We start from the raw sequence: 26469 nt of genomic DNA on the forward strand, positions 1-26469 counted from the left end.
CCAGAGGTACGGGCGGGCCGGGCCTGCGGCCCGCATTGCTCCGTACGAGGGCGGCGCCCCGGTCACGCATCACCTCAGGGGCGGTCCGCGCGCCCCTCAGGACGCGGAAGTGATGAACCCGTCCCTGACCGTGTCGAAGACGGGACGGTACGTGTCCCACTCCAGGTCCGGTGCCGAGAGGTAGATGTCGTACTCCCGCTCGCCCTCACGCCCGAAGCCGAGGTCGATGGCGCGGAAGGCCCGGGCACGGCCCCGGAAGGTGAACTCCCAGACGGCCGCCGGCTGTCCCCGCAGCGTCGTCTTCTGCATACGCAGCCTGCGGTAGGAACCGGGGTAGTTGACCTTGGTGTTCGCCTCGATGTCCGTGAAGTGGGCCATGGGGTGCGAACCCGCGGGGTCGACCACGGCGAATTCGAGGCGGACGAGGCCTGTCGTGTCGATATAGAGCACCCTTTCCGAGGTCCGCTGGGCGACCTTCCAGCCGTCCGGGACGGGGAAGGACGCGTCGAGGTCCTTCTCCTTGACCAGATGGAAGCCGTCGGGCACGGGTGACGGGGAGTAGGCAGGGGTGGGGGAGCCGCCACGGCTGCTCGGAGTGGTGTCCCCGTCGGAACCCGTCGTCGCCGTCGTCGCGTAGAGGGTGGCCCCGATCACCGTGGCGGCCACGGTCACGGCGACGACCAGCGAGACGAGGACGCGACGGCGCCGTCGGGGACTACGGGGCGGAGCGGCGCCCCCGTGCGGCCCCGGCCCGTGCTCGTGCCCCGGTTCCGGCTCTCGTGCCGACTTCGCATGCGCCCCTGTGCCCGATTCCGCTCCCGTCAGGGTGCGGCTTCCCCCCGCCGTGGTGTGCCGACCCGAGTCCCCGTGCGGTCCGGGGACTTCCGCTGTGCCCGCCGTGCCCGCGCCGGTCGGCCTGGGCAGTGCGGTCGTCGGTGCGCCGGACAGCACGGCTCGCAGTGCCTGCTCCGTCTGCTCCGCCGTGGGCCGGTCGTCGGGCTCCTTGACCAGCAGGGCCTCGATGAGGGGTTCCAGAACGCCGCCCCGCTTCAGGGGTTCCAGTGGGTCGACGGCGATGGCGTAAGCGGCCTCCATCGCGGTCAGCCGGCGGAACGGCGGGCGGCCCTCCACCGCCTGATACAGCGTGGCGCCCAGCGCCCACAGGTCCGAGGCGGGGCCGGGCTTCTGGCCGCGGATGCGTTCCGGGGCCATGTAGTGGATGGAGCCGACCATCTCGCCGGTCTTGGTGAGCGTCGAGGCGTCGGCCGTCATCGCGATGCCGAAGTCGGTGAGGACGACGCGGCCCTCCGGGCCGAGCAGTACGTTGCCGGGTTTGACGTCCCGGTGCAGTACGCCGGCGGCGTGCGCGGCGCGCAACGCGGTGATCATGCCCAGGCCGATCCGGGCCGCCTCCTGGGGCGGTAGGGTCCGGCCGTCGGTGAGGAGGTCGGCGAGGGTGGGCGCCGGGACGTACTCCATGACGATGCAGGGCCGGCCGTCGCCGTCCACGTCGTCGTCGACGACGTCATGGACGACGATCACGTTCGGATGCGCGACCCGGGCGGCACTGCGGGCCTCGCGGCGGGTGCGCTCATACAGGGTGGCCAGCTCGTCCGGGGACAGGTGCGGCTGTACGTGGAGCTGTTTGAGCGCGACCTGGCGGCCGAGGACCTCGTCCTCGCCCCGCCACACGGTGCCCATACCGCCGCGGCCGATCTGCTCCGTGAGCCGATAGCGCCCGGCGACGAGCCGCCCTACGTCCGACACCACGTGCCTCCGCCAGCCCTGCATACGTTCGATTCGGGTCGTCACCTTATCCGGCCACCTGTACGGGCCCTGCGGGCGGACCCGGCCCCTGGCCTCACGGCGGGGCCTGACGAACCGACCGCGCTCCGACGACCGCACTCCGACGACCGCGCTGCGCGCTCGAACGACCGCACACCAAAGACCGCGCTGCGCGCTCGAACGACCGCACCCCAAAGACCGCGCTCCGACGACCGCCCTTCAACCGCCCGGGTGGTCGCATGTCGAGACGGTGCTGTCCGGTCATCGGTCGGTTCCGGTCGGTTCCGGTCGGTGGGGCGCCGCGGTCCGCCGGGTCCCTGTGCCGGGCCGCCCCGGGAGCCCCAGGACGCGCACCTCCTCGGCCTCACGGCGTACCGTCGAAACTGTGGACCCCACGGCTGACGGTCTTGTGTCCCGTGTCGCGCGCGAGCTCGGTTCGAAGGCGGACGAGCTGATCGCCGAGGTGGAGCGGTGCCTGCGCACTGAGCTGCCGGATCTCTGGGAGTACCCGGACGCCACGACGTCGGAGAACGTCGCCCAGCACGTGGTCGTCGTCCTGTCCGCACTTGAGCACCGAGTCGATCCCCGTGCCCTGGAACAGCCGATCGCGGAGCTGACCCGCGTACGCCGGCTGGCCCGGCACGGCGTGCCCATCAGCGTGGTGCTGCGGGCCTTCCGGCTCGGGCAGGGCGTCATGCTCGACCGGCTGCTCGAGGGGCTGGCACGGCTCACGGACGACGCCACGCTGATCAGCGAGGCTGCCCGTCGACTGATCGTGACGGCCACCGGGTACGTGGACCGTTCGTCGGAGCAGGGCGTCGTGGCGTACCAGGAGGAACGGGACCGGCGGCTACGGGGGCGGCTGTCGATGGTGAACGAGGCGAGTGTGCGCATCGGTACGACCCTGGACATCGCCCGCACCACCCAGGAACTCGCGGACTTCGCCACCCAGCCGCTGGCCGGCCTGGCCTCCCGTTCCTTCGCCGACCTGGTCACCGTCGACCTCATCGACTCCGCGCTGCACGGCCACGACGCTCCGCCGGAGGACCCGCTCGTACTGCGCCGGCTCGCCCGGCGAACCTCGGCCGCATCAGAGGACCAGCCCGAGTCCGAGGCCGGGGTGGAGGAGTCCGAAGCGGAGTCCGGGCCCGGGGCCGGGCCTCGGGCCGTCTTCGAGCCGGGGTCCGCCTTCGAGCCGACGACCAAGATCGCGCCTCCGAGACCGCACACCTTCCCGGCCGGATCGCTTCCGGCCCGCGCCCTGGCCACGGGGCATCCCTTCCGGGACCGCGTGGACGGCGAGCCCCCCGACCCGGCGCTGCCCACGACGGACGGCGGCCACGCCGTCGGCACCCACCCGACCGACCCGGTCCATCCGACCCGACCCGCCCCCTGGGCGTCGTCGCCCTCGTCACCCCCGACGGTCGCACCGGCGCCGTCGATGCCCCCCGTCTCCTCGGCCCCCTCCACGCACTCGATGCTGGTCGTGCCGTTGCGGGCCCGGGGAACCACGTTGGGGGTCGCGCAGTTCTTCCGCCAAGGGGCGTCCGACCCGTTCGACGACGAGGACCTGCTCCTCGCCCAGGAGATCGCGGCGCGGGCGGCGGTGGCCGTGGACAACGCCCGCCGGTACACGCATGCCCGCGCCACCGCGATCAGCCTCCAGCGCAGCCTTCTCCCGTCGCGTACGCCACCGCAGTCCGCCGTGGAGGTCGCCTGCCGCTACCTGCCCGCCGGTGACAGGGCCGGCGTCGGCGGCGACTGGTACGACGTCATCCCGCTCTCCGGGGCTCGCGTCGCCCTCGTCGTCGGTGACGTCGTCGGCCATGGCGTCCACGCCGCCGCCACCATGGGGCGCCTCCGCACCGCCGTACGCACCCTCGCCGACATCGACCTGCCCCCTGACGAACTCCTCACCCATCTCGACGACGTCGTCATCCGCCTTTCGGCCGAGGCGGAAGGGGAGGCGGAGGGCGGCGACATCGCGGACGTGGCCGGCGAGGTCCAGCGGGGAGAGGGGTTGCCGTCCCTTTCCCCGGCCGACATCGAGTCCGCCGGTGTCATCGGTGCCACATGCCTCTACGCCGTGTACGACCCGGTGTCATGCTCCTGCACTCTCGCGCGGGCGGGGCACGTGCTGCCCACCGTGATCGCTCCGGACGGCGTCGTGGAGGTTCTCGATCTGCCGCCGGGGCCACCGCTGGGGCTGGGCGGTCTGCCGTTCGAGGCGGTGGAGTTCCAGTGGCCGGAGGGCAGTGTGCTCGCCCTCTACACGGATGGGCTGCTGGAGGCGCGGGGCCATGACATCGACGAGGGCCTCGCCCGACTGCGCGATGCCCTCGCCCGTCCCGCCTCCTCCCTGGAGGCCACCGGCGACGCCGTCCTGGAAGCGCTGCTTCCCGCCCGTCCGCCGGACGACGTCGCCCTGCTGCTGGCCCGCACCCGCGCCCTCGGCGCCGCGCAGGTCGCCACCTGGGACCTGGCGGCGGACCCGGCAGCCGTGGGCCTGGCCCGGGCGAACGTCTCGCGCCAACTCGCCGCATGGGGTCTGGAGGAGCTGGACTTCCTCGCGGAGCTGGTGGTGAGCGAACTGGTCACCAACGCCATCCGCTACGGCCGGCCCCCGATCGGGCTACGGCTCATCCACGACCGCACGCTCCTGTGCGAGGTCTCCGACGCCGGCAGCACCACCCCCCACCTGCGCCGGGCGCGGGTCTTCGACGAGGGAGGACGCGGTCTGCTGCTGGTCGCCCAGCTCGCCGAACGCTGGGGCACCCGCCACGCCCGCCAGGGCAAGACGGTCTGGGCCGAACTGAACGCCGCCGCCGGCCTCCCCGACTCGGAACACTAGACCCCGCAGCCGCACGTCCATGAGCCGGGACCGTCCCCGCAGGGGGCTCAGTGGTGGTGGTGGCCGTGGCGGCCGAGCGTGTCCACCGGGGTCGCTCCGGGGCGGGACCACTGGGGGACGGGGCGGCTGGTCGGGCCCCAGGTGGCGTTGCCGTCCGCGTCGGACCGCCAGGACCAGCAGGGGCTGCCTCCCTCGGGCCACCCCGCCGGCTTGTCCTCCCAGGCCTCGCCGCGGCCGTACGGCGTCATGTCGAGCAGGCCCAGCGACCCGTTCACCCTCTCGTTGCCGCGGCCCGTCGTGGAGTAGGTGAGGAACACGCGGTCGCCGTCGCGGAGGAAGCAGGTGAGGTAGCCCATGTCACCGCCGACCGGCTCGTCCAGTCCGCGCACCGAGTACCAGGGCTGGGTGTAGCCCATGAACGCGACGTAGGCGGCCACCTCGTCCCACGGGCCCGTCGTCAGGACGGCGAACGAGACGCCGCGGGCGTTGAGATAGACGGCGTCCTTCAGGTGCCAGGCCGTGGTGGTGCAGCCCTCGCACTGCCCCTGGTGCGGCGCGCCGTCGTACCACATGTGCTGGTAGACCACGAGTTCCTCCCGGCCCTGGAACAGGTCCAGGAACGGGACCGGGCCGTCGGGGCCGACGACCTCGACCGTCCCGTCGAACTCCACCATCGGCAGCCGGCGGCGCGCCGCCGCGAGCGCGTCACCCTCGTGGGTGTGGGCCTTCTCGCGGACCAGGAGTTCGTCACGGGCGGCCTGCCAGGTGGCCAGGTCGACGACGGGCGGGCGGCCGGGCAGCGGGGTGGTCGGGTCGTCCGGCGTGCTGGTCATGGTGTCCTCCGTGGGTCTCGTGCCGGGCACCGCCGTTCCGAACCGGAAGCCCGAGGTCTGACGACGGTCACCACTACAGACTCCCGCTGCGCCCGGAACTCGTCGCGGCGGCCGCCGCCCCGCCGGCATCCCGCTGTGCGGGGACGAGCCTGCGCCGAAACCGGCCCTGTCGGGGTGTCGAATGCGGCGGTTCCCGATCGACGTGACAGTGAAGCAGTACTCCCACGACCTCAGGAGGACCCACCGTGACCGTGACCGCGGATCTGGCCATCTCCCTCGACGGCTGCATCGCCGGCACCGACATCCGCGTCGACAACCCGGGAGGCGACGGCGCCGAGCCGCTCTTCGAGAGGATCCACGACCTGGCGAGCTGGCGGGAGCGGCAGGGCATGACCGGCGGGCGGGAGAACCGAGACGCGGGCGGGAGAACCGAGACTCCGAACTGTTGCGCGAGTGGTTCGACGCCACCGGGGCGGTGGTCATGGGCCGGACGATGTACGACACGGGTGAGGAGTTCTGGGGCGACAACCCGCCGTTCCGGACGCCGGTCTTCGTGCTCACCCACCGCCCCCGGCCGACCCTGGTCAAGGAGGGCGGCACCACCTTCACCTTCGTCACCGACGGCATCCACAGCGCCCTCGCCCAGGCCAGGGCCGCGGCCGGGGAACGGAATGTCGACATCGCGGGCGGCGCCGACACCGTACGGCAGTACCTCAGGGAGGGGCTCATCGACGAACTCCAGCTCCACGTGGTGCCCGTACTCCTCGGCGACGGCCTCCGCCTCTTCGAGGACCTGGGCGCCGGACGACGGGACCTCCGCCCGGTCCGTGTGGTCGACACCCCGCTCGCCACTCACCTCAAGTACCGCGTGATGAGGTGACCGTTCACCCCGCACGGGCGCGCACCACGGTGGCGGCCGTCAGGCGACAGTGCGACCGCGCGCGACCGCCTTTGGTTGTCACGCGACCGCCAGCCGCGTTCTCGGACGACCGTGAGCCGCGTTCCCAGGCGACCGTGAGCCGCGTTCTCAGGCGACCGCGCTGCGCCCCACCACCGCCCCCGCCCGGTCGACGCAGATCACGTCGACGGCGACCGGCGCCCCGCGCAGGACAGCCAGGGCCTCGTCGCGGGCCGCCGTCGCGACCAGGTCACCCAGTGGCACGCCGGCCGCCGCGCACAGCTGGAGGGCGGCGAGCCCGGTGTTGGCCGCCGCCACCTCGCCGGCCAGCGTCTCGTCCGCGCCGCCCCGCCGGGCCAGCTCGGCGAGGAGGCCCTTGTCGACCTGGGAGCGGCCGGAGTGCAGATCGAGATGGCCGGCGGCGAGCTTGGAGAGCTTGGCGAAGCCGCCGCAGATCGTCAGGCGGTCGACCGGGTGACGGCGGATGTACTTCAGAACCGCGCCCGCGAAGTCGCCCATGTCCAGCAGCGCGTCCTCCGGCAGACCGTACTCGGCGACGACCGTCCGCTCCGACGTCGACCCCGTGCACCCGGCGACATGCGTACGGCCCGCCGCCCTCGCCACGTCCACACCCCGCCGGATGGAGTCGATCCACGCCGAGCACGAGTACGGCACCACGATGCCGGTGGTGCCGAGGATCGACAGACCACCGAGGATGCCGAGCCGGGGGTTCCAGGTGGAGCGGGCGATCTCCTCGCCGTGGTCGACGGAGACGGTGATCTCGACGTCACCGGTGTCCCCGTGGCGGGCGGCGACCTCGGCGACGTGGTCGCGCATCATCCGGCGGGGGACCGGGTTCACGGCCGGTTCGCCGACGGGCAGGGGCAGACCGGGGCGGGTGACCGTCCCGACGCCGGGACCGGCCCTGAAGACGACCCCGGACCCGGCGGGCAGCCGCCGGACCGTGGCCCGGACCAGCGCACCGTGCGTGACGTCCGGGTCGTCGCCCGCATCCTTCACGATCCCCGCCACGGCGTACGCGTCCGTCAGCTCTTCGGCGGCGAGCGCGAACGACGGGGTCTGACCCTTCGGCAGGGTGATCGTCACCGGGTCGGGGAACTCCCCGGTCAGCAGGGCGGTGTACGCGGCCGTCGCCGCGGCCGTCGCGCAGGCACCGGTGGTCCAGCCGGGCCGCAGCCCGGTGTGCTTGAGTTGGGCCGCGCGACCGCCCTTCGCCGCGCCGGCCGCCCCGCCGGCGCGCTGCTCGTCACTGTTGTTCATGAACGGACCCGGACCCCCATGCACGTACTGATACTCGGCGGAACCACGGAGGCCCGCCGCCTCGCCGAACTGCTCCACGGCACGCCCGGCCTGACCCTCACCAGCTCCCTCGCCGGACGGGTCGCCGGCCCCCGGCTGCCCCCGGGGGAGGTCCGCGTCGGCGGCTTCGGCGGACCCGAGGGCCTCACCGTGTGGCTGCGCGAGCACCGGGTGGACGCACTCATCGACGCCACCCACCCCTTCGCCGGGACCATCGGTTTCCACGCGGCGCGGGCCGCCGCCGACGCCCATGTTCCCCTGCTCGCCGTGCGCCGCCCCGGCTGGGTCCCCGGCGACGGCGACGACTGGCACGAGGCCGCGTCCCTCGCGGACGCCGCGACCCTGCTGCCCGCACTGGGAAGGCGGGTGTTCCTCACCACCGGGCGCGTGGGCCTGGCCGCCTTCGCCGGCCTCGACGCGCTCTGGTTCCTCGTACGGTCCGTCGACCCGCCCGAGGCCCCGCACCCGGCCCGTATGGAGGTACTCCTCGACCGGGGCCCCTTCACCCTCGACGGGGAACGCGCACTGCTGCGCCGCCACCGCGTCGACGTCCTCGTGACGAAGGACAGCGGGGGAGCGGCCACCGCGCCGAAGCTCACCGCCGCACGCGAGGCCGGCCTGCCCGTGGTCGTGGTCCGCAGGCCCCCGGCGCCCGAGGACGTCCCCGCGGCGGCGGACCCCGAGGCCGCGGCCCGCTGGGTCGCCGAGCTCCTCACGGCCCGCTGACCACGGATGTCTCCTCCGGCGTCAGCGAGGCCCGCCAGGCCCGCGCCCTCGACACCCGTGCCGCCCTCGCCCCCGCCCACGACGGCGCTTCCCCCTCACGTCACTCCTCCTCGCTCGCGATCGCGTTGAGCGCGGCGGCGGCGATGGCGCTGCCGCCGCGACGACCCCGTACGACGAGGTACTCGAGCCCCGACGTGTTCGCGGCCAGGGCGTCCTTGGACTCGGCGGCGCCGACGAAGCCGACCGGTACGCCGATGACGGCGGCCGGGCGGGGCCCGCCCTCCTCGATCATCTCCAGGAGCCGGAACAGGGCGGTCGGCGCGTTGCCGACGGCGACGACCGAGCCCTCCAGCCGGTCCCGCCACAGTTCGAGCGCGGCGGCGCTGCGCGTGGTGCCGAGCCTGGCCGCCAGCTCCGGGACGGCCGGGTCGGTGAGCGTGCACACCACGTCGTTGCCGGCGGGCAGCCGCTTGCGGGTCACTCCGCTGGCCACCATCCGGACATCCGTGAACACCGGAGCCCCCGCGCGCAGCGCCTCGCGGGCGCGGGCCACCACACCGGGCGAGTACGCCAGGTCCCGTACGAGGTCGACCATTCCGCAGGCGTGGATCATCCGGACGGCGACCTGGCTCACGTCGGCGGGCAGGCCCGCGAGGTCGGCCTCCGCACGGATGGTGGCGAAGGACTGGCGGTAGATCGCCGCCCCGTCCTTCTCGTAGTCGTACGTGGTCACGGTGTTCTTCTCGCTGCCTTCGGTCGTCCTACGGCTGTCCTGCGGGCGTCGCAGCCTGGGGCGTGGGCCGTGCGGACTCCAGCCGGGCTCGGGCGCCGGACGGGAGCATATCCACGGCCCACACCGAGCTGCGCTCCGCCCTCGGATGACGAACCTCGGCGCGCCACCGCCCGCGCTTCTGCCACGCTGACGGACATGACGGTGCACGGATGCTCGGAGTTCGCGCAGTTCACCCGCCCCGACGACGTCACCCCGGGCCTGCGGAAGGAACTCATCGACTGCTGGGAGGGCGTGGCCAACGCGGGTGGCGCGGTCCTCGCCACCGAGTTCCCGCCGCTGCCGGTGAGCACGCACGATGTCGCCCCCGTGGTCGACGGCCTCGTCCGGAACCTGCACCCCGGGCGCGGCAGGCTCCTCGTCGCCACCGTCGGCGGCGCGCTCGCCGGCTGGCTCGTCCTCCGCCGAGAGCCGCACCCGCTCGGCGCGCACTGCGGCACGGTCAACCACGTCCAGACACATCTGCGTTTCCGGGGCCGGGGCATCGGCGCCGAGCTGATGCATCGCGTCCGCCCCATCGCGCGGGACGAGATGGGACTGGAGCGCCTGCAACTCTCCACCCGCGGCGGAGTGGGCCTGGAGGACTTCTACCGCAAACTGGGCTGGGAGGAGGTCGGCCGCTGGCCCGGTGCGCTGCGCATCGCACCCGGCGACGACCGGGACGCCATCCTGATGAGCCTCGTCCTCTGAGAGCTCCGAACAAAGGGGGAGCCCGGCTCGCGGCGTCTGGCACGCACGCTCGCCGCGTTGCCGAAAGCCCCTAGTAGCTCCGCTACGAGGAGCTTCCGGCGCCTTGCGATCGCACGCACCATACGCCGCAAGCTGATCGGACTCCCCTTTTGTTCGGAGCTCTGAGCCGCCACCCTCCGGATCGCGCACCCTGCGCCCGGCCCGGTCCGACCCCCGCCCGGCCGGGTCCGCCGCCGGGGGAGACCGGGTGGGACGAGGATCGGCACGGTCGCTCGTCACTACGGTGGCGCCATGACGATCACGTACGAGTGGCGGGGCGACTTCGACAACTCCGCCCTCAACGAGCTGCACGCCGAAGGGTTCGGTCACCCGGTCGGCCAGGCGGACTGGCAGGCACGGCTGAGGCGCCACAGCCTCGGCTGGGTCTGTGCCCGGGAGCAGGGTCATCTGGTCGGCTTCGTCAATGTCGCCTGGGACGGGGGAGCCCACGCGTTCGTCCTGGACACGGTCGTGGCCCGCCGCGCCCGGTCGAACGGCGTGGGGGCCGCGCTGATCAGGACAGCGGCGGAAGGGAGCCGTGACGCGGGATGCCAATGGCTGCACGTGGACTTCGAGGAGCACCTGCGGCCGTTCTACTTCGACGCCTGCGGCTTCAGGGAGACGGCGGCAGGCCTGATCGCACTGTGAGGCGCTGACGCCGGGCGGGTGGTGCCCGCGCCGCCCGCCTCCCGGGAAGCGCGCCGGACCGTGCGGAGCAAGGGCCGCGGTGGTGCGTGCGGGCCCGTCACCCGGGAAGCGCGCCGGACCGTGCGGAGCAAGGGCCGCGGTGGTGTGTGCGGGCCCGTCACCCGGGAAGCGCGCCGGACCGTGCGGAGCAAGGGCCGCGGTGGTGCGTGCGGGCCCGTCAGACGAGTGGGTCGTGTCCCCAGTTCATGAGCGAGTACTCCAGCGGGTGTCCCGCAGGTCACCCGAGGGCCGTGGGCGAGGTGCCGCCGGATGTGGCCGATGACCTTCCGCATATGCCGGTAGTCGTCGTCCGACAGGTCGCCCCTCGCCGCGCGCAGGGTGCCGACGATCCGGCGGCCGGAGGCATGTCCCGTGGACTCGCCGCCGTCCTCGTGCTGCCCGGCACCGTGCGACCGCTCCGAATCCAGCCACTCCCCCAGCTCGTCCGGCTTCATGTGCACCAGCCCGCGGAACTCGTCCCACGTCTCCTGGCGCTCGGCGCCCTCCACCCGGCGTCACTTCTTCCTCAGGGCGGACGGCTTGTGCACCGCGGAGCGGCCGGACTTGTCACTGCGGACCTGGTACTGCGGGTCCTCGGGCGAGGCATCCACCGTCCTGCCCGCGGCTTCCGTCCGCTCGGTGATCTCCTTCTCCACCTCGCCCTCGGCGTGACCGCCGTGACTGCTCCAGGCGACCTTGTCCCCCTCCTCCAGCTTCCTGCCCTTGCCTCGGTCGTTCGCCACGTCGTCCTCCTGCCCCCGGTCGTGGACAGCTCGCTACCCGACTTCCAGCGTGCGGGCATGTCGTCCGCGTCGCAGCTTTGGCCCGGCGCGCCGACTGCGGCACCACCGGGTACGGGGCTCCGCCGCGCACCCGGCCTGCGCGCCCCGACCTGGATCGGACGCCTCAGAAGGCCGCCCGGATGACCCCCACGGCGCGTTCCAGGTGGGGCTCGGCGCGGTCGGCGCGGTGCGCGACGGCCAGTTCCACGCGTGCGTCGGCCCCGAGCAGCGGCAGATAGGCCACGCCGTCGAGAGCCAACGCGGTCACGGGCTCGGGCACGACCGCGACGCCGAGGCCGCCGGCCACCAGGGTGACCAGCGTCGACGTCTCGCCGACCTCGTGGCGGATGTGCGGCTCGACGCCGGCGCCGCGCAGGACGCCCAGGACGACGTCGTACATCACCGAGCGGCGGTCGGCGGAGTGCACGATCAGGGCGGCATCGGCCAGGTCCGCCGCCCGCAGCCGCTTCCGGCGGGCAAGAGGATGGTCGACCGGTACCGCGACGACGAGCCGGTCCCGGCGCAGCGTGTGCACGGTGAGGGAGAGGTCGGCCGCCGTCGGGCGCAACAGTGCGACGTCGATCGCGCCGGTGCGCAGGGCCTCGACCTGGTCGGGCGCGAGCATTTCCCCGCGGAAGGAGAAGTCGACGCCGGGAAGCTCCTCCGACAGTCGCCGCGAGAGGGCGGGCAGGAGGCTGTACGTCGCCGAGCCCACGCACCCGATGGCGAGGTGCCCCACCGTGCCGGCGGCGACGCGCCGGGCGTGGTGGGTGGCCTCGTCGACATCGGCGAGGATCGCCCGCGCCCGCGCGAGATAGGCGCGGCCGGCCTCGGTGACGTCGACGCGGCGGGTGGTGCGGCGGAACAGCTCGACGCCGAGCTCTGCCTCCAGCTGCCGGATCTGCTGGGACAGCGGCGGCTGGGCCATGTGGAGCCGCTCGGCGGCCCGCCCGAAGTGGCGCTCCTCGGCCACCGCCACGAAGTACCTCAGGTGTCGCAGATCCATATGCCATCCATATCAATCGGGTCGGATATGCGTACTTCAGAATATCGTGACACTCGATTAGCGTCGCTGCCATGAGTGCTTTCATCTACGCCGCGACGCGGACGCCGTTCGGCCGCTTCAACGGCGCGTTGGCCGGTGTCCGCCCCGACGATCTCGCCGCCGCCGCGATCACCTCGACGCTCGCGGCGGTGCCGGGGCTCGACCCGGCCGCGATCGACGACGTGGTGTGGGGCAACGCCAACGGCGCGGGCGAGGAGAACCGCAACGTCGGCCGTATGGCCGCGCTGCTCGCCGGGCTCCCGGTGAGCGTGCCCGGCAGCACGGTCAACCGGCTGTGCGGGTCCAGCCTCGACGCGGCGATGACGGCCAGCCGGCTGATCGAGTCCGGCGACGCCGAGGTGGTGCTGACCGGCGGCGTCGAGTCGATGACCCGTGCGCCCTGGGTGCTGCCCAAGCCGGCGAAGGGGTTCCCGGCCGGCGACGTCACCGCCGTCTCGACGACGCTCGGCTGGCGGCTGGTCAACCCGCGGATGCCGAAGGAGTGGACGGTCAGCCTCGGCGAGGCCAACGAGCGGCTCCGGGAGCGCTTCGGCATCTCCCGTGAACGGCAGGACGAGTTCGCCGCCCGCTCCCACCGACTCGCCCACCAGGCGTGGGAGTCGGGCTTCTACGACGACCTGGTGGCGCCGGTCGAGGGCGTCGACCTCACCCGTGACGAGGGCATCCGAGCCGGCTCCACACCGGAGGTACTGGCCGGGCTGAAGCCGGTGTTCCGCGCACCGGAGCAGGGCGGCACCATCACCGCGGGCAACGCGAGCCCGCTCAACGACGGAGCCTCCGCGGTGCTGTTGGGCAGCGAGAAGGCCGCGGCGACGATCGGGGCCGACCCCGTCGCCCGGATCGCCGGTCGCGGCGTGATGGCGCTGGAGCCGCAGGCGTTCGGCTACGCCCCGGTCGAGGCGGCCGAGCGCGCGCTGGCCCGGGCGGGGATCGGCTGGGACCGGGTGGGCGCGGTCGAGATCAACGAGGCGTTCGCCGTGCAGTCCCTCGCCTGCCTCGACGCCTGGAAGGTCGACCCCGCCCTCGTCAACCAGAAGGGCGGCGCCATCGCGATCGGACACCCGCTGGGCGCCTCGGGCGGCCGCATCCTCGCCACGCTGGCCAAGGTGCTGCGGGAGACGGGACAGCGCTACGGCGTCGCCGCGATCTGCATCGGGGTCGGCCAGGGGCTGGCCGTCGTCCTCGAGAACTGCGACATGACGGGGGTGGCCGCATGAGCAGGGCGGAGATCCTCCAGAGCGCCGACGCGGCGGTCGCCGGCATCGAGGACGGATCCACCGTGCTCGTCGGCGGCTTCGGCCTGGCGGGCATGCCGTTCGACCTGATCGACGCGCTCATCCGGCAGGGGGCGAAGGACCTCACCATCGTGTCCAACAACGCCGGAAACGGCGACGTCGGGCTGGCCGCGCTCCTCGCCGCCGGCCGGGTGCGCAAGGTGCTCTGCTCCTTTCCGCGCCAGGTCGACTCCTGGGTCTTCGACGACCTGTACCGCGCGGGGAAGGTCGAACTCGAGGTCGTGCCGCAGGGCAATCTCGCCGAGCGGATGCGGGCGGCCGGTGCCGGCATCGGCGCGTTCTACTGCCCGACCGCGGTCGGCACGCCGCTGGCCGAGGGCAAGGAGGAGCGGGAGATCGACGGCCGCAAGTACCTGCTGGAGTACCCGATCAAGGGTGACTACGCGCTGATCAGCGCCCACCTCGCGGACACCATGGGCAACCTCGTCTACCGGAAGACCGCCCGCAACTTCGGACCGGTCATGGCCACGGCCGCGACGACGACCGTCGTCCAGGTCGACCAGGTCGTCGAGACCGGGAAGCTCGACCCCGAGGCCATCGTCACCCCGTCCATCTACGTCGACCGGATCGTCCAGGTCGAGGCCCGTCACTACACCGTGCAGGGGGCGCGATGACCACCACGCCGACGACCGCGTCAGGCAGTCAGGCACACTCCGGGGCGCCGATCGGTGCCGACCACCGGCTGTCGATGGACGAACTGGCCGCGGTCATCGCAGGCGACATCCCGGCGGGCGCCTTCGTCAACCTCGGGATCGGCCAGCCCACCAAGATCGCCGACCATCTGCCGGCCGACTCGGGGGTGGTGCTGCACACCGAGAACGGCATGCTCAACATGGGGCCGAAGGCCGAGGGAGACGCGGTCGACCCCGACCTGACCAACGCCGGCAAGGTCCCGGTGACCGAGCTGCCGGGGGCGGCGTACTTCCACCACGCCGACTCCTTCGCGATGATGCGCGGCGGGCATCTCGACGTGTGCGTCCTCGGGGCGTACCAGGTGGCGTTCGACGGTGACCTCGCCAACTGGCACACCGGTGAGCCCGACGCCATCCCCGCCGTCGGCGGGGCCATGGACCTCGCCATCGGCGCCAAGGACGTCTACGTGATGATGACGCTCTTCACCCGCTCCGGTGAGCCGAAGCTCGTGCCCCGGTGCACCTATCCGCTCACCGGCATCGGCTGCGTCAGCCGCGTCTACACGGACTGCGGCGTCTTCGACGTCGGCCCCGACGGCGTTCGGATCCGCCAGACGTACGGCGTCAGCCCCGACGACCTGGCGGAGCGCCTCGGCATCACGCTCGGCTGAGGGCTGTCCTGTGATCCCCGGCGGGCGCACGACGCCGGCCACGGCACCTCGCCGCGTTGTCGGAACGCCCGCGTACATCCAGTGTGCGGACGCCCCTCCGCCTTGCGACGAACCGCATCCGGAGCCGCTGATCCACCGCGGATTACGGGACAGCCCTTGAAGCAGGTTGCAGACGACCGTGATTTTGCAGGTCAGGGCTGGACGACGACGCCCGCACCGTCCCAGGGGATGACGCGGGCGTCGTGTCCCGTGCCCAGGGGGATCGACCGGAAGGGAAGGCCTGCCTGCTGGGCAGCGAGCGTCACCCGTCGGGTGTCGGAGCCTGTCTCCTTCCGCTGCGCGGCCCTCCCGGGATCACTGGAGCAGCAGCAGGTCGGCGGAGTGCTGGAGCGCCAGTACGGAGAGGGCGGCCATGGCCGTCGTGAGGACCTGGAGGGCGATGTTCGCCGACCTGCGCTCAGTGGCCCAGGAGGGCAGGAGACCCCGGGTACGGCCAGGACGAGCAGGACGAGGCCGGTTCGGGACAAGGCGCTCCTGAGGCCGCGTGAGCACGAAGCAGACCCACGTCCGCGACATCGCCCACGCCCCCGGCGCCGCCCACGTCCGCTATGTCGACCCCGACGCTGAGCACCGCGAGCTCGCCGAGGGCTTCGGTGCCCGTACCGCCGAGACGATCGAACCGGTCGGCCGCGGCGTCGGCCTCGCCGTCGAGGCGACCCGCCGCGTCGACCGGCTCGCGCTTCGCCGTCAACGATCGCCGACCGCACCGACACGGTCACCGTCCTCGACGCGGGCCGCAGCGTGGAGTCCGGCCCCACGGCAACGGGCTTCACCGCCCCGAGCCACGAGGCGACCCGAGCGCTCCTGAGGGCACCGGCGGGGGGACCTGACATCCCCGCACGTGGCCGTCACCGTCGCGGCCCTCCGCGTGCTCGCCGGCCGTGCCGCTCAGTCCGCGTCGGCGACGATCGAGCCGACGCGTTCGGCGAGGGCCGGGTCGCGGCGGACCAGGAGGGCCGCATAGCCGACGGCGGCGAGCAGGGTGGCGATCGCCGCGTAGGGGAACCAGTTGTACGGCGCGGGCTGTCCGGGCTTGGCCAGGTAGTACAGCGGGACCAGGATGGCCACCGTGCCGAGCACGGGCAGGAGGAGGTGCCGGACCACGCGGAACTCCTGCGGACGGTACCTGCGGTAGTACAGCGGCAGAGCGATGTTGGAGGCCAGGTAGACCAGCAGGATCAGGATGGCGCCGAGCGTGGAGGACTCGGTGAAGAAGACCACCGGGTTCATCGGGCCGCCGCCCGGGCCCAGCAGATGGCCCAGACCCCAGCCGCCGATGATCAGCAGCGCGATGGCGGTGAAGGTGACGATCGCGTTGTTCGGGGTGCGGCGGGTGGGGTGCACATAGCCGAAGAAGGAGGGCAGCAGCCCCTCGCGTCCGGCGTTGAACACCAGGCGGGCCTGGGAGTTGATGCCCGCGATCAGCACACCGAGGGTGGAGGTCAGACCGCCGAGATAGGCGAGGAAGGCCAGGACGCCGAGGGTGTCGTGGGCCACCTCGATGAAGGGGATCCGGGAGTTCCCGAGCCTGGTCACGTCGTAGCCGAAGCCGGTCACCGTGGCGTAGGCGAACAGAATGTAGCTCACCGTCATGATCGCTACGGAGGAGAACACCGCGCGGCCGACGTTGCGCCGCGGGTTCTCCGTCTCCTCGGCGAGCGCCGCCGAGTTCTCCCAGCCGATGAACAGGTACACCGCCAGCGGGAAGCCCGCCGCCAGCCCCTTGAATCCGTCGCTGATGTGGCTGGGCAGGAACGGGTCGAAGGACAGCGCGCCCCGGTGTTCCACCAGCGCCGCCACCGAGACCACGACCAGCACCAGCATCTCGGCGCCGAAGAAGTAACCGGCCCACTTGGTGGAGACCACCACCCCGCGCAGCATCAACACCACCGCCAGTCCGGTGAGCAGCAGTGTCCAGATGATCCACGGCACGTCCACGCCGGTGTAGTGGTGCAGCGTGATCTGCACGAACCCGCCGGAGATCGAGACGACGCCGGCCATCGCGATGATGTAGCCCACCGCCGCCAGCAGTGCCGTGGTCACCGCGCTGACCGGTCCGAACGTTCTGCCGACGAAGGTGATGAAGCTGCCCGCCGAAGGGTGGGCCCTGGAGAACTCCGCCAGCGTGTTGCCGAGGAGCGCGACCGCGATGCCCGCGGCGACGATGGTCAGGGGCGACGCCACGCCCGCGGTGGTGGCGAGAAAAGCGAAGCCGAAGAAGAAGCTCATGGCCGGGCCGACGTTGGCCATGGTGGCGGCGGCGATGTCCGCCATGCCGAGGACACCGCCGCGCAGCCGCTGGGGCCCGCCGCCGACGGGACCCGGCGGGGACAGCGGGCCGGCTCCGGGGTTGGGCATGGCGGCAACTCCTCGTGCGGTGGGGTGGCGTGTTCGGGGGCGCGGGCCGTCGACGATCGGCCTGTCGGGTGGGCGCGGACCGGGCGTCAGCGGTGCCGGGAACGCTGGTGCGCCTTCACCGCCCGTACGGCCGGATCGGTCGCACCCCGCCCCAGTTCGGTGAGCAGTTCGGCGTGACAGCCGTTCCGCGCGCGCACCACCTCGGGCTGCGGTGCGGGCAGCAGCAGACACAGGCGGCCGAGCAGATCGGCGGCGAAGTCGCGGATCCCGGGACCGCCGAGCACCTCCGCGAGGTCCAGGTGGAAGCGGGTCTCCAGTTCGGCCAGGCGTGCCGGGTCGTCGGCCCGTTCCATGTCCTCGACCAGGAGGCCCAGTCCGTCCAGCCGCTCGGCCGGTACCTCTCCCGCGCCGTGCGCCACGAGTCCGCATTCCAGCAGCAGATGGAAGGCGTCCAGGGAGGCAGCCTCCTCGCTGTCGTGCATCAGGGCGGCGACGGTGTCCCAGCCCTGTGCGACGAACGTTCCGCCCGCCCGTCCGCGCCGGCGGTCGAGGAGACCGTCCTGGCACATGCCTTCCAGCGCGCGGCGCACGGTGATCTCGCTGATTCCCAGTTCCTCGGCGAGGACACCGGCGTCCGGCAGCCGGTCTCCCGGTCGCACCGCTTGCAGGCGTATCCGCAGTGCGATCCGCGACCGGACGAGATCGGATCCGCTCTGGCCGCCGAGGGGCAGCGCGCGGGCGTGTCCCACGCCGATGGCCGAGGTCGTAGGAGCGGGACCCGACTGGTTGTAGGGCCCGAACTTGCCCGCTGCGTTCACCACGGCGCCACCCTAACGGCCTGCTGATCGCGGTCGGGGCCCGGCGCGGGACCTGGCCCGGCCGACTGGTCCCGGCGTCCGGATCGCCCGGTGAGCGGGGAGGAGCAGGGGTGGCTCCCGTGACGAGGCGGCGGTGCGGTGCATGGGGACTCCCAGGGCGAGGGGGAGGGGATCTCGGGGAGGGGACGGAGAGGCTGGGAACAGCCGGGGACGGCACGGCGCGGGCATCGCGACGGGGTGGCGGCTCGCGATGGAGGAAAAATTAGAGCAAGGTGAACAGTTAAACAAGACCCCGCTGTGGCCGGTCATGGAGCGGGGAGGGGGCGCCGCGTCGGTGCGCCCGTCGTCGTGGCCCTGAGCTGGGGATTCGCGGCCGGGGTGGGGAGTCGTCGAGTTCTCTCGGCGGGGCCTGGGAGGGGCCGGGCGGGGATGGGTTTTCCCCCGGGGGCGGCGCATGGATGCCCGCCGGCGAGCGGCGGGACCCCTTGTTTTTTTAGATCGTGGTGAACTATTTTCCTGACCGCCACCGGCACGACCGGTCCGGCAACCACGGGTCAGGGCCCGCGGTCCACCATGCCCTCCCCGCGACCGTGATCGCCATCCGCCCCGTACCCGGCACCTCCCACGCCCGCCCCGCGGAATCCATGCGGTGACCCCGACCGATCCGCCGGAACCTTCCCTCGTCCCCATCTGCCTCTGGATGTCGAGATGACAACACGTCCCCCTGTTTCCACCCTCGATCAGGCAACAGCCTCGGACAGCGCCTCAGAAGGATCCGGCCTGCGGGCCGGGCTCAAGGACCGCCACCTGTCGATGATCGCGATCGGCGGTGTCATCGGCGCCGGCCTGTTCGTCGGCTCCGGTTCGGGCATCGCCGCCGCGGGCCCCGGAATCCTGATCTCGTACGCGCTCGTCGGCGCCCTCGTCGTCCTCGTGATGCGGATGCTCGGCGAGATGGCCGCGGCCAACCCCACCTCCGGTTCGTTCTCCGCCTATGCCGACCGGGCGTTGGGTCGCTGGGCCGGCTTCACCATCGGCTGGCTGTACTGGTTCTTCTGGGTCGTGGTGCTCGCCGTGGAGGCGACCGCCGGCGCCAAGATCCTGACCGGGTGGATACCCGCGGTCCCGCAATGGGGCTGGGCCCTGATCGTCATGGTCGTGCTCACCGCGACCAACCTCGGCTCGGTCGGCTCCTACGGTGAGTTCGAGTTCTGGTTCGCCGGGATCAAGGTCGTCGCCATCACCGCGTTCATCGTGGTCGGCGGACTCGCGGTCTTCGGCCTGCTGCCCGGCTCGGACCACCCGGCGACGGGCCTGTCCAACCTCACCGCGCACGGCGGTTTCCTCCCCCACGGCCCAGGGGCGATCCTCACGGGCATCCTGATGGTCGTCTTCTCGTTCATGGGCAGCGAGATCGTCACTCTGGCCGCCGGCGAGACCGAGAACCCGAGGGCGGCGGTCACCAAGGCCACCAACAGTGTGATCTGGCGGATCGCCGTGTTCTACCTGGGCTCGATCCTGGTCGTGGTGTCGCTGCTGCGCTGGGACGACCCGGCGATCCTCAAGGACGGCTCGTACGTGGCCGCGCTGAACTCCATCGGTATCCCGCACGCCGGTCAGATCATGAACGCCATCGTGCTCACCTCGGTGCTCTCCTGTCTCAACTCCGGGCTGTACACGGCGTCCCGGATGGCGTTCTCACTCGGTCGCCGCGGCGACGCCCCGGCCCCGTTCGCCCGCACCACCGGGCGCGGGGTTCCCCGGACGGCCATCCTGGCCTCGGTGGTCTTCGGCTTCGTCGCGGTTGCCTTCAACTACCTGTGGCCGCACACGGTCTTCCAGTTCCTGCTCAACTCCTCCGGGGCGATCGCCCTGTTCGTCTGGCTGGTGATCTGCTTCTCCCAGCTGCGCATGCGCAGGATCATCCAGCGGGAGACGCCGGACCAGCTGATCGTCAGGATGTGGCTCTACCCGTATCTGACCTGGGCCACCATCGCGATGATCACATTCGTTCTGGGCTACATGCTCACCGACACCGCCGAGGGCGGCGGCCGCGACCAGGTGGTCCTGTCCACCCTGGTGGCCGTGGTCGTGGTCGCGGGCGCACTGCTCCGCGATCGCCTGCGCCGCGAGCGCGCACGGTCCTGACCGCGGAGGTCCGCCGCTGAACTGCACCGGCGGCCGGGGGCGGCGCTGACGCCCCCGGCCGCCGTCGACCCGCGCAGGGAACGCCCGGACGGACAGGTACTGCCCTGCCGCCGCTCCGTCTTGCGATGCACCGCATCCGACGCCGTGCGCTGACCCACCGCGGATCGGGGCAGCCCTCAGGGCCCACGGAGGGTGAGACCCGGGAGGATGTCGTGATGGACCGCAGCGTCCACGCACACGAGGTGGAACTCGACCCGTTGCCGCTGAAGGAGGAGGACGTTCTCGCCGGGCGCCCGGCCGCGGTCGCGAGGACCCTGGGGAGATCGGCGGTGCGGAATTCGGCCTGTGGGCCCTGACGGTGGGAACGGTGCGCGACACAGAGGACGACGAGATCTTCGTCGTACTGGAGGGAGACACGACCGTGCGCTTCGAAACCGGAGACAGCATCGAACTCACCCGCGGCGTCGTCGCACGTCTCCGGGCGGGGGAACGGACCGCGTGGGGGGTCCGCTCGCCACTGTGGAAGCTCTTCGTGGCTGCCGGCTGAGACGCCGGGGCGCAGTCGGAGCCGAGAGCGGCTTCGACGGCCGGAGCGGCACCGGAACCTCCCCCAGGCTGTGACGCTCGAAGCCGGCCTGCGCTGTGCGTGGGTGGGCAGGCCGGCCCCGGTTCGGCTGGGAGGTCTCAGACTCCCTGAGGCGAGATCATCGGCACCGTGCGCCGGTGTTGATGCACTGGACCATCCGGTTCATCAGGCTCTCGTCGAAGACGTTGATGAAGTCACCGTGGTCCGTGATCGGCTTGTGCATCTGCTCCGGGAAGCCGTCCACCGCGTAGAACGGGCGTGTCTTCCCGTTGTCGGCGAGGCTGGGGGCGTCCACGTCGTAGACGAGGCGCTGGACCAGCTGCGGGATGGCCCTGAAACCGGCAGGGCACGCACCGGTCGCCGGATCGGCGAACGCCACGTGCGAGCGGTGGTTGGCACTGTCGACGCTCCGGCCGTCCCAGCAGCTCTGGAACTTCGACGTACGGACCAGCTTGCTGCCTTCGGGGCAGACCGGGTACTTGTCCGTCAACTGCCGGTTCTCGAAGCCGGTGCAGCTCCAGGCCGCGTTGGCGTTCGCGGTGCCGTTGGTGAATGCCTTGGCGTCACCGGTGATGATCCGCAGGAACTTGGGCATCGCCACGACCTTGCCTCGCGGGCTGCCGACGAAGTTCAGGGTGACCTGCGAGGCGGTCAGGATCCGGCCGGAGTTGCCCTCGGCGCCGCCGCCCGGTTCCCCGGCGTCGAACTCCTGGGTGCCGTCCTGCAGACGCAGCACGGGCCAGTAGTAGGTGGACTTGTCGCCCTGGTTGCGGCAACTGGTCGCGGCGGCGGCGAACTCCTCGTTCGTGGTGAACGCGTCGTTGTCCTGGTTGCCGACGTAGTCGTGCGTATGGTGCGCCCCGTTGTCCACACCGGGGGCGACGATGATGTTGTCGGAGTTGTACAGCTTGTTCGCGTTGACGCCGCACCGAGTCGTGAAGACGCCCTTGGAGGCGCCACGCGACGGGCGCGGGTTCCGCACGTTCGGCTGGACGGTGGTGATGTCCACGAAGTCGGCGGCCACCGGACCGTTGCCGCCCTGACCGCCGTTGCCGCCCTGACCGCCGTTTCCGTTCTGACCGCCGCCCTGCCCCTGGCCTTGCCCCTGGGTGCCGCCCTGCCCCTGCTGGGACCCTTGCTGGTTGCCGGTGGGGCGCAGGGAACACGAGGCGAGGGATTCGAGGCCCTGCGGCCGGGGGCCCGACCTGCCGATGGCGATACCGATCCGGTCGATGGTCGCGAGCCGCTTGGCCTTGAGCGGTCCCATGATCGCGTTGTCGGCGAAGTTGCCGTCCTGCTGGATCGCCCTGTCCGAACTCCGCAGCCGCTGGTACGCCTCGGACACCTGCTGGTCGAGGAGCGCGAGTTCCCTGTCGACCTGCGCTCGGGCCTGCTGGGGGACCGTGGTGAGTTTCGCCGCGACATCCGGGCAGCTGATCGTGGCGGCTCCGGCCGCCAGGGCTTGATTCACCTCCGGGGAGGCGCGCTTCGTCGAGTTGCCGGTGCCGCTCTCATGGGCGGAGGCGTACACGTTGACCGCTATCAGCCCTCCCGCCCCCAGAGCCAGACCTGCCGCCGCGGCGATGGCCTTCTGCGTTGTCGTCGAGCGCTTGCGCGTGGTGCGTCGCATGGGGTTCCTCTGAGGGTGCGAGAAATGGGGTCGGGCGAACTTCGGATCGGGTCGTGCTCACATCCGATGCCGGGCGTTGCCGAGGCCGACTGCGTCCATCGTTACGGGTGGGATCAGTGCGGAGCGCGGGATTCCGGGGTCCTGTCATGCCTCCGTAAGAACTGCGTGCGCCGGGGACCGCTGCGGGCTCCGCGGCCCCCGGCAGGTCTGACTGACCGTCGGCCGGGCCGGTCACCAGCCGGTGAAGAGAAGGTGGTTGAGGAGCAGTGCGAGTACCGCCTGGGCGGTGAGCCAGGGGCGGGGCCGGGGCAGGAGCGCACCGACCGCGAGCAGCCACAGGGCGAAGGGCAGCCAGATCCGTTCGGTTTCCGCCTTGCTCATCCCGGACAGGTCGGCCGTGAGGAGGGCCAGCGATGCGCAGAGCACAAGAAGGACCAGCCGGGACTCGGGGTCGAGCCGGGACACGTTCCGAACGGGAAGGAGTTGTGCCCGCTCCCGGACGAGCACGGCAGCGGCCCGCCGCAGTCCTGCCACGGTGGCGGGGCCGACCACCAGGACCGTGCAGGCGAGATTCGCCCACACCCAGTAGCCGTACGGCCTGAAGCCCCCCGCTCCTTGGTGGTAGCGCACGACCAGCAGGCGGTACGCCTCCCACCAGTCGAATCCGATGAGCGTGAAGACCAGCGGTATGACGGCGACACCGGCGAGGAGTTGCGGCAGTACGCGGACCCGCCTCTGCCCGAGCAGCAGCACCCCGGCCCCGATCACCGCGAAGAGCGTGAGCCCGTAGGAGAGATAGCAGGTCAGGCCGAACAGCAGCCCCGCCCCGAACGACGCCGCCCAGGAGCGGCGCTCGGTCCGTGCCGTCACCGCGAGAGCGAGCAGTGCCACGAACCAGGCGGCGACGGCGGCGAAGTAGCCGTCCGCCGACGTTCCCATCCACACCGCGGCGGGCGCGAGGACGAGGAACGGCGCGGTCCGGCGGGCGAGGTGTTCGTCGGTCAGTGCCCGGACGGTGACGAGGACGGCCGCCGCCGTGGTCGCGCCGACGGTGATGCACCACATGCCGGCCCACCCGCCGCCGCCCAGGCCGATCCGGTCGAGGAGGACGAAGGTGAGGGTGGCCCCTGGCGGGTGTCCGGCGACGTGCGGGGGCCACTGGCCGGGTGTGCCGTCCAGGATGTGCCGGGTGAAGTCGCGCAGGGTGGCGGGGATGTCGTCGAAGCGGTCGATGACCTGGAGGTATTCGTACCGGGTGGTCAGCCGGCGGGCGATCCCGCGGTGCCAGCCGTCGACGAGGGCGAGGGAGAAGGTCCAGGCGGTGGCCGTGGCCCAGGAGGCGATCAGCAGAGGGCGCCAGGGAAGCCGTGCGGCGAGGGAGGGGCCGTACGCGACGACGGCCACCGCGACGGTGAGGGCGGCCGGGGTGCCTGGGCCGACGTGGGGCAGCCAGTTGGCGTACAGGGGTGGCCAGCCGACGTGGAGGACGTCCTTGTGCCGTTTGATGGCGACGCCGACCACAGCGGCCGTCACGACGAGCAGTGCGGCGGCTGTGACGGTGTACAGGTCGCGGCGGAGATCACGGTTCACGCGGGGAACGTTAGGCCGGGTGACGGCGGCCGTGCCCGCGTCGGACGCGGACGTCAGCGTTTCGTCATAGGCGCTGCCGACAGGCGTCACTGATGCGCCGATCGCCGCGCCGGCGGCCGGAGCCGTCGGCCGGTGCCGTGCCGCCTTACGGGTGTCTTACGCGGGGCCCGACACAGGCCACCGGGGCCCTCGGGTCCTCCTACGGTGACCGGATGCGATCCCTCGGTGTTCTGCGTACGACGGCGCTGGTGACGGCCGCGCCACTGCTGCTGGCCGTCGCGGGCCTGACTCATCCCCGGCATCTGACGGCGGCGACGGCGGGGGACTGGGCAGGGCTCCACATCGCTCTGCTGCCCGTGTTCCCCTTCCTGGCGCTCGGTCTGCTCGTCCATGTGCGGGGCAGGCCGGGCCGCGACGCCGAGGGGGCGCTGACGGTGATCGCCTGGGCCGGGTGCCTCGTCTATGCGGCGTACTACTCCGGGCTCGACGCGGTGGCGGGCATCTCCGCCGGCACCGTGGTGGACCACGGCGTCCACGGGGCGGCCGGAGGGCTGTTCGCCGTCGGCGGCGAGCTCGGCCGAACCGGGGTGTACGCCCTGGCCGTGGCCTGTCTCGCCACATGCGCGGTGCTGTGGCGGCGCCACGGCGCCCGAGTCCTGCCTGGTGCCGTACTGCTGCTCGCCGCCTGCTGGTCCTTCGTCGAGAGTCACATCTTCTGGCCGCGAGGTGTGATCACCATGCTCGGCTTCGCCCTGGGTTTCGCGCTGTTGTCGGTGGTGGCGTCCCGGCCGGCGCGGGACGCGGCACGCACCGAAAGGCTTACGAACCGCTGACGTCCCCGCGTCGGACGACACCCGCCCGGAGGGACGGCTCTACGGTCGGGACATGCTGATCCTGGTCACCGGAGGCGCGGGCTTCATCGGCTCGCACATCGTCACCGCCCTCACCGGCGCCGGGCACGAGGTGCGCGTCCTCGACGCGCTGCTGCCCGCCGCCCACCGCACCGCCCCGCAGATCCCCGAGGGGGTCGACTGGCGGCACGCGGACGTCCGGGACGCGGCGGAAGTCGCCGCCGCCCTGCCCGGCGTGGACGCCGTCTGCCATCAGGCCGCGATGGTCGGGCTCGGCAAGGACTTCGCCGACGCGCCCGACTACGTCGGCTGCAACGACCTCGGCACGGCCGTACTGCTCGCCGGCATGGCCGAGGCCGGGGTGCGCCGGCTGGTGCTGGCCGGCTCGATGGTGGTGTACGGCGAAGGACGCTACGAGTGTTCCCGGCACGGCGTCGTCCGGCCGGGGCCGCGCCGGGTGACGGACCTGGAGACCGGGCGCTTCGAACCGCCCTGTCCGCACTGTGGTGAGCCACTCGTGCCCGGCCTGGTGGACGAGGACGCGCCCGCCGACCCCCGCAACGTCTACGCCGCCACGAAGCTCACCCAGGAGCACCTCGCCGCCGCCTGGGCGCGCGCGACGGGCGGCAGGGTGTCCGCGCTGCGCTATCACAACGTGTACGGCCCCGGCATGCCGCGCGACACCCCGTACGCGGGCGTCGCGTCGCTGTTCCGGTCCGCGCTGGCGCGCGGTGAGGCCCCCCGTGTGTTCGAGGACGGCGGGCAGCGGCGCGACTTCGTGCACGTACGGGACGTCGCCGGGGCCAACCTCGCCGCGCTGGACGGGGTCGACGGTCTGCCGGAGGGCGAGCACCGGGCGTACAACGTCGGCAGCGGCGAGCCCCACACGGTGGGGGAGATGGCCGCCGCGCTGGCCGAGGCGTACGGCGGGCGGGAGCCACTCGTCACGGGGGAGTTCCGGCTCGGCGACGTCCGCCACATCACCGCCTCGTCGCAACGCCTCCGCGCGGAGCTGGGCTGGAAGCCGCAGGTCGCCTTCGCGGACGGCATGGCCGAGTTCGCGGTGTCTCCCCTGCGAGCCGCGTGACCGAGCCGTGTGAGTGGGACCCCACCCCGCCGCGCCCCGCCGACGCGAGGCGGCCCCGCACCGCCAGGACCTGACGGGAACGGCCGGGACCTGACGGGAACGGCCGGGACCTGATGGGAACGGCCGGGACCTGATGGGAACGGCCGGGACCTGATGGGAACGGCCGGGACCTGATGGGAACGGCCGGGACCTGATGGGAACGGCCGGGACCTGATGGGAACGGCCGGGACCTGATGGGAACGGCCGGGACCTGATGGGAACGGCCGGGACCTGATG

General features: G+C 72.4%; 24 protein-coding genes and 1 pseudogene. 13 read left to right on the forward strand and 12 right to left on the reverse strand.

Going from position 1 to position 26469, the window contains the following annotated elements:
- Positions 1 to 96 precede the first annotated feature (96 nt).
- Positions 97 to 1791, reverse strand: coding sequence for a serine/threonine-protein kinase (locus tag ACZ43N_RS02370; RefSeq protein ID WP_468094684.1), 1695 nt, complete (start codon positions 1789 to 1791; stop codon positions 97 to 99).
- Between the two features lie 379 nt (positions 1792 to 2170).
- On the opposite strand from ACZ43N_RS02370, the gene ACZ43N_RS02375 reads away from it, so the two are divergent.
- A complete protein-coding gene (locus ACZ43N_RS02375; RefSeq protein WP_468094458.1) occupies positions 2171 to 4636 on the forward strand; it encodes an ATP-binding SpoIIE family protein phosphatase in 2466 nt (821 codons plus the stop codon).
- Positions 4637 to 4683: 47 nt separating this feature from the next.
- Here the strand turns inward: ACZ43N_RS02375 and ACZ43N_RS02380 are convergent, their stop codons facing one another.
- Positions 4684 to 5469 carry a DUF899 domain-containing protein gene (locus ACZ43N_RS02380; protein ID WP_468094459.1) on the reverse strand — a complete coding sequence of 262 codons (786 nt, stop codon included), beginning with the start codon at positions 5467 to 5469 and terminating at the stop codon, positions 4684 to 4686.
- Between the two features lie 445 nt (positions 5470 to 5914).
- On the opposite strand from ACZ43N_RS02380, the gene ACZ43N_RS02385 reads away from it, so the two are divergent.
- Positions 5915 to 6349, forward strand: a complete 435-nt coding sequence (locus ACZ43N_RS02385) for a dihydrofolate reductase family protein (RefSeq protein ID WP_468094460.1) — start codon at positions 5915 to 5917, stop codon at positions 6347 to 6349.
- Positions 6350 to 6496: 147 nt separating this feature from the next.
- Here ACZ43N_RS02385 and ACZ43N_RS02390 read toward each other — a convergent pair whose 3' ends face one another.
- Positions 6497 to 7648 (reverse strand): cobalt-precorrin-5B (C(1))-methyltransferase, encoded by a 1152-nt coding sequence (locus ACZ43N_RS02390; protein ID WP_468094461.1) that lies wholly within the window; start codon positions 7646 to 7648, stop codon positions 6497 to 6499.
- 18 nt (positions 7649 to 7666) lie between these two features.
- Between ACZ43N_RS02390 and ACZ43N_RS02395 the strand changes: the two genes are divergently transcribed.
- Positions 7667 to 8413 carry a cobalt-precorrin-6A reductase gene (locus ACZ43N_RS02395; RefSeq protein WP_468094462.1) on the forward strand — a complete coding sequence of 249 codons (747 nt, stop codon included), beginning with the start codon at positions 7667 to 7669 and terminating at the stop codon, positions 8411 to 8413.
- Positions 8414 to 8513: 100 nt separating this feature from the next.
- On the opposite strand, the gene ACZ43N_RS02400 is transcribed toward ACZ43N_RS02395, so the two are convergent.
- Positions 8514 to 9146 carry a precorrin-8X methylmutase gene (locus tag ACZ43N_RS02400; protein WP_468094463.1) on the reverse strand — a complete coding sequence of 211 codons (633 nt, stop codon included), beginning with the start codon at positions 9144 to 9146 and terminating at the stop codon, positions 8514 to 8516.
- A 195-nt stretch (positions 9147 to 9341) separates the two neighbouring features.
- Between ACZ43N_RS02400 and ACZ43N_RS02405 the strand changes: the two genes are divergently transcribed.
- Both ACZ43N_RS02405 and ACZ43N_RS02410 read left to right on the forward strand, forming a co-directional pair.
- Positions 9342 to 9893, forward strand: a complete 552-nt coding sequence (locus ACZ43N_RS02405; RefSeq protein WP_468094464.1) for a GNAT family N-acetyltransferase — start codon at positions 9342 to 9344, stop codon at positions 9891 to 9893.
- Between the two features lie 291 nt (positions 9894 to 10184).
- Entirely contained in the window at positions 10185 to 10580 is a 396-nt protein-coding gene (locus tag ACZ43N_RS02410) for a GNAT family N-acetyltransferase (protein ID WP_468094465.1), read from the forward strand.
- A 217-nt stretch (positions 10581 to 10797) separates the two neighbouring features.
- On the opposite strand, the pseudogene ACZ43N_RS02415 reads toward ACZ43N_RS02410, so the two are convergent.
- From ACZ43N_RS02415 to ACZ43N_RS02425, 3 genes and pseudogenes are all read right to left on the reverse strand, one after another.
- Positions 10798 to 11074: pseudogene (locus tag ACZ43N_RS02415) on the reverse strand (DUF3140 domain-containing protein).
- Positions 11075 to 11134: 60 nt separating this feature from the next.
- A complete protein-coding gene (locus ACZ43N_RS02420) occupies positions 11135 to 11362 on the reverse strand; it encodes a hypervirulence associated TUDOR domain-containing protein (RefSeq protein WP_468094466.1) in 228 nt (75 codons plus the stop codon).
- A gap of 163 nt (positions 11363 to 11525) precedes the next feature.
- Positions 11526 to 12407, reverse strand: a complete 882-nt coding sequence (locus tag ACZ43N_RS02425) for a LysR family transcriptional regulator (protein WP_468094467.1) — start codon at positions 12405 to 12407, stop codon at positions 11526 to 11528.
- 71 nt (positions 12408 to 12478) lie between these two features.
- On the opposite strand from ACZ43N_RS02425, the gene ACZ43N_RS02430 reads away from it, so the two are divergent.
- Genes ACZ43N_RS02430 through ACZ43N_RS02440 form a run of 3 tightly spaced genes read left to right on the forward strand, consistent with a single transcriptional unit; the run spans position 12479 to position 15065 of the window.
- A complete protein-coding gene (locus ACZ43N_RS02430) occupies positions 12479 to 13684 on the forward strand; it encodes a thiolase family protein (RefSeq protein WP_468094468.1) in 1206 nt (401 codons plus the stop codon).
- Complete coding sequence (locus ACZ43N_RS02435) at positions 13681 to 14376, forward strand: 3-oxoacid CoA-transferase subunit A (RefSeq protein ID WP_468094469.1); 696 nt, start codon at positions 13681 to 13683, stop codon at positions 14374 to 14376. Before ACZ43N_RS02430 ends, ACZ43N_RS02435 begins: the two co-directional genes overlap by 4 nt.
- Positions 14373 to 15065, forward strand: coding sequence for a CoA-transferase (locus ACZ43N_RS02440; protein ID WP_468094470.1), 693 nt, complete (start codon positions 14373 to 14375; stop codon positions 15063 to 15065). Before ACZ43N_RS02435 ends, ACZ43N_RS02440 begins: the two co-directional genes overlap by 4 nt.
- 354 nt (positions 15066 to 15419) lie before the next feature.
- On the opposite strand, the gene ACZ43N_RS02445 is transcribed toward ACZ43N_RS02440, so the two are convergent.
- Positions 15420 to 15617: a hypothetical protein gene (locus ACZ43N_RS02445; protein ID WP_468094471.1), complete on the reverse strand. Its 198-nt coding sequence runs from the start codon at positions 15615 to 15617 to the stop codon at positions 15420 to 15422.
- On the opposite strand from ACZ43N_RS02445, the gene ACZ43N_RS02450 reads away from it, so the two are divergent.
- Positions 15610 to 15933, forward strand: a complete 324-nt coding sequence (locus ACZ43N_RS02450; protein ID WP_468094472.1) for a hypothetical protein — start codon at positions 15610 to 15612, stop codon at positions 15931 to 15933. The two genes, ACZ43N_RS02445 and ACZ43N_RS02450, sit on opposite strands and share 8 nt — an antisense overlap.
- 80 nt (positions 15934 to 16013) lie before the next feature.
- Here the strand turns inward: ACZ43N_RS02450 and ACZ43N_RS02455 are convergent, their stop codons facing one another.
- Both ACZ43N_RS02455 and ACZ43N_RS02460 read right to left on the reverse strand, forming a co-directional pair.
- Entirely contained in the window at positions 16014 to 17483 is a 1470-nt protein-coding gene (locus ACZ43N_RS02455) for an APC family permease (protein WP_468094473.1), read from the reverse strand.
- An 86-nt stretch (positions 17484 to 17569) separates the two neighbouring features.
- Positions 17570 to 18304, reverse strand: coding sequence for a FadR/GntR family transcriptional regulator (locus tag ACZ43N_RS02460; RefSeq protein ID WP_468094474.1), 735 nt, complete (start codon positions 18302 to 18304; stop codon positions 17570 to 17572).
- A 705-nt stretch (positions 18305 to 19009) separates the two neighbouring features.
- Here ACZ43N_RS02460 and ACZ43N_RS02465 point away from each other — a divergent pair.
- Both ACZ43N_RS02465 and ACZ43N_RS02470 read left to right on the forward strand, forming a co-directional pair.
- Positions 19010 to 20449, forward strand: a complete 1440-nt coding sequence (locus ACZ43N_RS02465; RefSeq protein WP_468094475.1) for an amino acid permease — start codon at positions 19010 to 19012, stop codon at positions 20447 to 20449.
- A 322-nt stretch (positions 20450 to 20771) separates the two neighbouring features.
- Positions 20772 to 20996, forward strand: a complete 225-nt coding sequence (locus ACZ43N_RS02470) for a cupin domain-containing protein (protein WP_468094685.1) — start codon at positions 20772 to 20774, stop codon at positions 20994 to 20996.
- 157 nt (positions 20997 to 21153) lie between these two features.
- On the opposite strand, the gene ACZ43N_RS02475 is transcribed toward ACZ43N_RS02470, so the two are convergent.
- Together ACZ43N_RS02475 and ACZ43N_RS02480 are read right to left on the reverse strand one after the other, a co-directional pair.
- On the reverse strand, positions 21154 to 22665 hold the full coding sequence (locus ACZ43N_RS02475) for a DUF1996 domain-containing protein (protein WP_468094476.1): 1512 nt from the start codon (positions 22663 to 22665) through the stop codon (positions 21154 to 21156).
- Positions 22666 to 22896: 231 nt separating this feature from the next.
- Positions 22897 to 24255, reverse strand: coding sequence for a hypothetical protein (locus ACZ43N_RS02480; RefSeq protein ID WP_468094477.1), 1359 nt, complete (start codon positions 24253 to 24255; stop codon positions 22897 to 22899).
- Between the two features lie 212 nt (positions 24256 to 24467).
- Between ACZ43N_RS02480 and ACZ43N_RS02485 the strand changes: the two genes are divergently transcribed.
- On the forward strand, positions 24468 to 25088 hold the full coding sequence (locus tag ACZ43N_RS02485; protein ID WP_468094478.1) for a hypothetical protein: 621 nt from the start codon (positions 24468 to 24470) through the stop codon (positions 25086 to 25088).
- Between the two features lie 52 nt (positions 25089 to 25140).
- Positions 25141 to 26193 (forward strand): NAD-dependent epimerase/dehydratase family protein, encoded by a 1053-nt coding sequence (locus tag ACZ43N_RS02490; protein WP_468094479.1) that lies wholly within the window; start codon positions 25141 to 25143, stop codon positions 26191 to 26193.
- Positions 26194 to 26469 lie beyond the last annotated feature (276 nt).

Source organism: Streptomyces sp. NPDC030814 (assembly GCF_055572155.1).

Excerpts from the sequence above, each read along its gene's own strand:
- ACZ43N_RS02370 (WP_468094684.1), bottom strand. The coding sequence starts at position 1,791 with ATGCAGGGCTGGCGGAGGCACGTGGTGTCGGACGTAGGGCGGCTCGTC.
- ACZ43N_RS02380 (WP_468094459.1), bottom strand. The coding sequence starts at position 5,469 with ATGACCAGCACGCCGGACGACCCGACCACCCCGCTGCCCGGCCGCCCG.
- ACZ43N_RS02390 (WP_468094461.1), bottom strand. The coding sequence starts at position 7,648 with ATGAACAACAGTGACGAGCAGCGCGCCGGCGGGGCGGCCGGCGCGGCG.
- ACZ43N_RS02395 (WP_468094462.1), top strand. The coding sequence starts at position 7,667 with ATGCACGTACTGATACTCGGCGGAACCACGGAGGCCCGCCGCCTCGCC.
- ACZ43N_RS02405 (WP_468094464.1), top strand. The coding sequence starts at position 9,342 with ATGACGGTGCACGGATGCTCGGAGTTCGCGCAGTTCACCCGCCCCGAC.
- ACZ43N_RS02410 (WP_468094465.1), top strand. The coding sequence starts at position 10,185 with ATGACGATCACGTACGAGTGGCGGGGCGACTTCGACAACTCCGCCCTC.
- ACZ43N_RS02425 (WP_468094467.1), bottom strand. The coding sequence starts at position 12,407 with ATGGATCTGCGACACCTGAGGTACTTCGTGGCGGTGGCCGAGGAGCGC.
- ACZ43N_RS02430 (WP_468094468.1), top strand. The coding sequence starts at position 12,479 with ATGAGTGCTTTCATCTACGCCGCGACGCGGACGCCGTTCGGCCGCTTC.
- ACZ43N_RS02435 (WP_468094469.1), top strand. The coding sequence starts at position 13,681 with ATGAGCAGGGCGGAGATCCTCCAGAGCGCCGACGCGGCGGTCGCCGGC.
- ACZ43N_RS02440 (WP_468094470.1), top strand. The coding sequence starts at position 14,373 with ATGACCACCACGCCGACGACCGCGTCAGGCAGTCAGGCACACTCCGGG.
- ACZ43N_RS02455 (WP_468094473.1), bottom strand. The coding sequence starts at position 17,483 with ATGCCCAACCCCGGAGCCGGCCCGCTGTCCCCGCCGGGTCCCGTCGGC.
- ACZ43N_RS02465 (WP_468094475.1), top strand. The coding sequence starts at position 19,010 with ATGACAACACGTCCCCCTGTTTCCACCCTCGATCAGGCAACAGCCTCG.
- ACZ43N_RS02475 (WP_468094476.1), bottom strand. The coding sequence starts at position 22,665 with ATGCGACGCACCACGCGCAAGCGCTCGACGACAACGCAGAAGGCCATC.
- ACZ43N_RS02485 (WP_468094478.1), top strand. The coding sequence starts at position 24,468 with ATGCGATCCCTCGGTGTTCTGCGTACGACGGCGCTGGTGACGGCCGCG.
- ACZ43N_RS02490 (WP_468094479.1), top strand. The coding sequence starts at position 25,141 with ATGCTGATCCTGGTCACCGGAGGCGCGGGCTTCATCGGCTCGCACATC.